Raw genomic sequence first — 6,292 nt, 5'->3', positions numbered from 1 at the left:
CTCCCTTGTCTTGACCCTTCACGGACCGAGTGGTGACATGACGTCATACTATGCCCGAACCGCAAAAACTCGTTCGCATCCCTTCGCTGAAGACCGTCCCGGACTTTCGCAAACATATAGGAACGCTCGGAATCAATTTGCCGTGTGAAGACGAAATCGTTACCGGCAACGTATCGCCATTGGCACAGCCCATTGCTGGTATCACGATCAACGGCAAGCGGGTCGGAAATCGGATCGCCATCCAACCGATGGAAGGTTGGGACGGCACGACGACGGGCGGCGCGACGGAGGAAGTCCGCCGCCGCTGGCAACGCTTTGGCGAAAGCGGCGCGAAACTGATTTACGGCGGCGAAGCAATGGCCGTCCGGCCCGATGGCCGTGCGAATCCGAACCAGCTCATTATCAGCGAGCAAAACAAAAAGGACCTGTCCGAGCTGCGGGAAATGCTCGTCCGCGCACACAAGGACCGCTACGGCAATACTGACGACCTCGTCATTGGTTTCCAGCTCACACACTCAGGCCGGTTCTGTAAACCGAATGACAAGTCTCGCGTAGAACCTCGTGTGGCCTATCGGCACCCGATCCTCGACCGCAGATTCAATGTCATGAGCGACACGCAGGTGTTCGCTGATGATGAGATCGAGCTGCTGATTCAGGACTACGTTCGCGCCGCGAAGTTCGCGTGGGACGTGGGCGCGGACTTTGTCGATATCAAGCATTGTCATGGCTATCTGTTGCACGAGTTCCTCAGCGCGTACACGCGGCCCGGGAAATACGGCGGTATATTTGAAAACCGCACTCGCATTTTGCGCGAAATCATTTCCGGGATCCGCGTGAGCGGGAACAAAATTGAAATCGGCGTGCGCCTGAGTGCGTTTGATTTTGTGCCGTTCAAGGCCGACCCCGCTTTGTCGCAGTCGGGCAAGCCGGGGCCGGGCATCCCGGAAGATTGTTCTCACTGCCTGCCTTATCGCTACGCCTTCGGCGTGAATGCCGACAATCCGATTGAGTACGATTTGACCGAAACATTTCAATTTGCTGAACTCTGCGCACAACTCGGCGTGAAGTTGCTGAACCTCAGCGCCGGGTCGCCTTATTACAACCCGCACATCCAACGTCCGGCAGCCTATCCACCGAGCGACGGTTATCAACCGCCCGAAGATCCGCTCGTGGGCGTAGCGCGACAGATCAATGTGGTGAGGCAGGTGAAGGAACACCTGGAGCAAGTCCGAAGTCCCAAGTCCGAAGTCCGAAATTCTATTCCGTCGGCGGTCATAGACCGCCGTTACGACGCGCCCATTCTGGTCGGTTCAGCCTACAGTTACTTGCAGGAATACCTGCCGCACGTTGCACAATACGTCGTCCGTAACGGCTGGACAGACATGATCGGGCTTGGCCGGATGATGCTCGCCTATCCGGCCCTCTTCGCCGATGCCGCGGAAAAAGGGGCGCTGGAAAAGAAATTTATTTGCCGCACATTCAGTGATTGCACGACCGCGCCGCGCAACGGCCTGATCAGCGGTTGTTACCCGCTCGACAAATACTATACCGGCAAGCCGGAATTTCAGAAACTGAAAGAGATCAAGAGGGCAGCGCGGGCGTAGGCAGGCTTGTTCGTCGAAATTTGGGCTGAAATCACAGCCAATTGGATTATCGTATCTCAACTCATGCATCGGTTCGGTTTTCATCCAGTAGTCGCGCGGTGGTTCCAGCAGAAATTCGGAACCCCGACGGAACCCCAGGAGCGGGGCTGGCCGGCGATCCAGTCGGGCGCGCACACGTTGATCGCCGCGCCGACCGGATCGGGCAAAACGCTGGCGGCATTTCTTGCGTCACTCGACGCATTGTTCCGGGAAGGGCTGGAAGGAGACCTTACGGACGAGACGCGCGTCGTTTATATCTCGCCGCTCAAGGCGCTCAGCAACGACATCCACAAGAATCTCGAGGAGCCGCTCGCGGGCATTCGCTCCACGCTGGTGGCAACCGCAGCGCGCGATATCGAAGTGCGCGCCGAGGTCCGGACCGGCGACACTTCTGCGTCGAAGCGCCAGGCCATCGTGAAACGGCCACCGCATATTCTGGTGACCACGCCCGAATCTTTCTATTTGCTGCTTACCTCGGAGTCGGGGCGAAAGGTCCTGTCCACCGTGCGTACGTTGATTGTGGACGAAATCCACGCGGTGGTGAGCAACCGGCGCGGCTCTCATTTGGGATTGAGCATCGAGCGGTTGCAAGCGTTGGTGAAGGGACCGCTGCAACGCATCGGTTTGTCTGCAACACAAAAACCGATCGAGGAAGTGGCCCGGTTTCTGGTCGGCACGGGCGGCCTCGACGAAACGGGCAATGCCCGGTGTCGCATCATTGACTCGGGACATTCGCGCAAGCTCGATCTGGCCATTGAACTGCCCGGCTCGCCGCTTGAAGCCGTGATGTCGAACGAAGTATGGGCCGAGGTGTACACCCGGCTGGCCGATTTGATCGAGCAACATCGGACCACACTCGTGTTCGTCAATACGCGGCGGATGGCCGAGCGTGTGACCCGTCATCTGACCGAACGCCTCGGCGAGGACAAGGTCACATCGCACCACGGCAGTCTGTCGGCGAAGCTGCGGTTGGACGCGGAAAACCGTCTGAAGCGCGGTGAACTGTCTGCATTGGTTGCCACGGCATCGTTGGAACTGGGGATAGACATTGGTTCGGTGGATCTGGTTTGCCAACTCGGCTCGACGCGTTCAATCGCCACTCTTCTACAGCGCGTTGGACGCGCCGAGCATAGACGAGGCGGATTGCCCAAGGGGCGTCTCTTTCCACTGACCCGTGATGAGCTGGTCGAATGCGTTGCCATCCTGCGCTGCATCCGCCGCGGCGAACTCGACTGTCTCCATATTCCCCAAAAGCCGCTCGACATCCTTGCGCAGCAGATCGTCGCCAGCGCTGCTTGCGAAGACTGTGGGGAGCAGCACCTTTTCGATCTGGTGCGGGCAGCGTATCCGTATCGAAATCTGGCGCGCCCGGAGTTTGACGACGTCCTGAAGATGCTGGCAGACGGTTTCAGCACGAAACGCGGCCGGCGCAGCGCCCTGATACACCATGATGCGGTGAACCATCGCGTCCGCGGCCGGCGCGGCTCGCGACTGATCGCACTGACTTCCGGTGGCGCGATTCCGGACAACGCCGATTATCGCGTCGTGCTCGAGCCCGGTGAAACGTTCCTTGGAACGGTGAACGAAGATTTCGCGGTTGAGAGCATGGCCGGTGAGATATTCCAGCTTGGCAACGCGTCGTGGAAAATCCTGGGGATCAATTCTGGCACGGTACGCGTCGAGGATGCGCATGGCCAGCCACCGGGCATTCCGTTCTGGCTGGGTGAAGCGCCGGGTCGAACGCGGGAACTGTCCCTGGCCGTAGCGGGACTGCGGGAGGAGTTGGAGCGGATGTTGAAGCAGGGCGCGGACGTCGCGAACTGGCTGGCGGTGCAAACGGATCTTTCCGAATCAGGCGCGCGCCAGCTTGCTGATTACTTCGGCGCGGCATTCAAGGCGCTCGGCGTAATTCCTTCGCAGAAAAAAATCGTAATGGAGCGTTTCTTTGACGAGTCCGGTGGAATGCAACTCGTCATCCACGCGCCGTTCGGCATCCGGCTCAACCGGGCCTGGGGCCTGGCGTTGCGCAAACGGTTTTGTCGCTCGTTTAATTTTGAACTGCAGGCCGCGGCGACTGACGATGCCATCGTTCTTTCGCTCGGCACGCAACACTCGTTCCCGCTTGATGAGGTTTTTCGCTATTTGAACAGTCAAACGGTCCGCGACATCCTCGTCCAGGCGCTGTTCGATGCGCCGATGTTTCCGATCCGCTGGCGCTGGAACGCGTCGCGCGCGCTCGCTCTTCCGCGTCAGCGCGGCGGACGCAAGGTGCCAGCGCCGTTGCAGCGCATGGAGGCGGAAAACCTGATTGCGGCGGTTTTTCCCGACCAGCTTGCCTGCCTCGAAAACATCACGGGCGACCGTGAGATCCCGGACCACCCACTGGTGCGCCAGACGATCGAAGACTGCCTGACCGAGGCGATGGACATCGACGGACTGGAGGCATTGCTGCGCTCGATTGAACAAGGTGAAATTGAGTGCCTCGCGCTTGATTTGCTCGAACCGTCGCCACTGGCGCACGAAATCCTCAACGCAAAGCCGTACGCATTCCTGGATAACGCGCCACTGGAAGAACGGCGGACCCAGGCGGTCCAGACGCGGCGAGCGAGCGAGTCGTCTGCCGACCGTGAACTCGGCATCCTTGACGCTGCTGCGATCGAACGGGTTGGTGTGGAGGCGTGGCCACATTCTACCAATGCAGATGAATTGCACGAAGCGTTGTTGTTGTTGGGCGCAATGACGGAAGAGGAAGTGAGACGATCCACCGCCGAAAACGGAGGTACAGGACTCCTTGAAGCGCTCGTGGCCGAGCGGCGGGCGGGTCGGCTCTCGTCGGAGCCCGCGTTTTGGGTCGCTGCTGAACGGCTGCCGATGGTGCAAGCAGTCTATCCCGGCACTCAAACCCAACCCTCGATTGAACCGCCGGAATCCGAATTGAACCGGCCCTGGGAACGAGCCAACGCGATTCGCGAACTGGTGCGCGGACGGATGGAGGCCTCCGGCCCAACCGCGGCTCCCGTGCTGGCGCAGTTCTTCCGGCTGCCGCAAACAGAAATTGACGCCGCGTTGCTGGGGCTGGAGGCCGAGGGATTCATTTTGCGCGGACAGTTTCACCCTGGTGAGAAGGGACTGGAGTGGTGCGACCGGCGTTTGCTCGCGCGCATTCACAGGCTCACGATCAACCGTCTCCGCGCCGAAATTCAGCCGGTTCCGGTTGCCGATTTCCTGCGCTTCCTTCTGGTGTGGCAACGCGTTGAGGCCGGACATCGCGCCGAAGGACCGGAAGGCACGGGTGCCGTTTTGGAATTGCTCGACGGTTACGAGTTACCGGCGGCGGCGTGGGAACCGGAAGTGATCGCGTTGCGCGTAAAGGATTATGCTCCGCAGTGGTTGGACCAGCTTTGCTTCACTGGGCGCATCGGTTGGGGGCGGCTTTCTCCGCCCCAAAATCAAAAGACGCGGGCGTTCACTCCCGTGCGGTCCAGTCCGGTCTCATTCTTTGCACGCGAACACCTGTCACACTGGCTGGAACTTTCCGCGAACGGAGCCGATCTGGAATTCTCGCCCGACACGGCCCATGTTCTGAAAACGTTATCGCAGCGTGGCGCCTTGTTTTTCGACGAAATTGTGCGGCAGACCGGGCTGCTCCCCTCGCGTGTTGAACAGGCGCTCGGTGAACTGGCCGCGCAGGGATTCGTCACCGCCGACGGCTTCGAAGGGTTGAGGGCACTGTTGGTTCCTTCGGAAAAGCGGGCGCCGTTCGCCGGCTTGGAACGGAAACGTCGCCACACTACGGTCACCAGCATCGAATCTGGCGGCCGATGGTCGTTGCTGCGCGGTGCGCTGGCCGCAGCGGGGAAATTCGACCCGGCCTTGAGCGCGGAACCGGACGCGCCGAGCGAGAATCAGCGGACGCTTGCGTCCGTTGCAAAGAAGGACGAGGCCATCCGTGCATACGCACACGTCTTGCTGCGGCGATACGGGGTCGTGTTCCGGCGGGTGTTGGAACGGGAGTCGTTGAACGCGTCGTGGATCGAACTGGTGCGCGTGTATCGCCGGCTGGAGGCGCGCGGCGAAATTCGGGGGGGATACTTTGTGAGTGGTGTAAGCGGGGAACAATTCGCCTTGCCCGAGGCCGTCGGATTGTTGCGCGCCGTCCGAAAGAAGCATTCCACAGGCGAGATGATCGTCATCAGCGGAGCCGATCCGTTGAACCTGATAGGAATTCTCACTCCCGGCCCGCGCGTTGCCGCCATCCCTGCGAATCGCATCTTGTTGCGCGACGGTTTGCCCATCGCCGCAGTAGAGGGGGGGCAGGTCATCAAACTCGAAAACGAGTCTAAACTGGACCCGGGGGTGGTTGAGAGTGTGCTCAAAGTCGGCAAAATGTCACCGGTTCTGCGGCGATACTACGGTTAAAGGCGAAATGCGATAAAAGGACTTGCAGATTCACGGACCGGGGCCATTATTAAGGTGGTTTTGATCGCGGGGTGGAGCAGCCCGGTAGCTCGTCAGGCTCATAACCTGAAGGCCGCAGGTTCAAATCCTGCCCCCGCAACCAATCTTTGGGCTGAAATATGAAATCGCCCGCTCCGAATAACCCGATTTCCGAACCTTCCCCATCCAGCATCGAACATGTCCTGCTCGAC

2 protein-coding genes and 1 tRNA gene are annotated in these 6,292 nt (G+C 59.9%); all 3 read left to right on the top strand.

Going from position 1 to position 6,292, the window contains the following annotated elements; all coding sequences use genetic code 11:
- The first annotated feature begins 50 nt into the window (after positions 1–50).
- The 3 genes from VN887_11865 to VN887_11855 all read left to right on the top strand — a co-directional run bounded on the left by VN887_11865 (position 51) and on the right by VN887_11855 (position 6,204).
- A complete protein-coding gene (locus VN887_11865) occupies positions 51–1,604 on the top strand; it encodes an NADH:flavin oxidoreductase (protein HXT40699.1) in 1,554 nt (517 codons plus the stop codon).
- Between the two features lie 63 nt (positions 1,605–1,667).
- Positions 1,668–6,062: a DEAD/DEAH box helicase gene (locus VN887_11860; protein HXT40698.1), complete on the top strand. Its 4,395-nt coding sequence runs from the start codon at positions 1,668–1,670 to the stop codon at positions 6,060–6,062.
- A gap of 65 nt (positions 6,063–6,127) precedes the next feature.
- Positions 6,128–6,204 (top strand) — tRNA-Met (locus tag VN887_11855).
- The last annotated feature ends 88 nt before the right edge of the window (positions 6,205–6,292 follow it).

Source organism: Candidatus Angelobacter sp. (assembly GCA_035607015.1).
GTDB lineage: Bacteria > Verrucomicrobiota > Verrucomicrobiia > Limisphaerales > AV2 > AV2.
The sequence above is the reverse complement of the archived record's forward strand: the minus strand, read 5'-3'. Positions and strand labels throughout refer to the sequence as shown.

Excerpts from the sequence above, each read along its gene's own strand:
- VN887_11865 (HXT40699.1), top strand. The coding sequence starts at position 51 with ATGCCCGAACCGCAAAAACTCGTTCGCATCCCTTCGCTGAAGACCGTC.
- VN887_11860 (HXT40698.1), top strand. The coding sequence starts at position 1,668 with ATGCATCGGTTCGGTTTTCATCCAGTAGTCGCGCGGTGGTTCCAGCAG.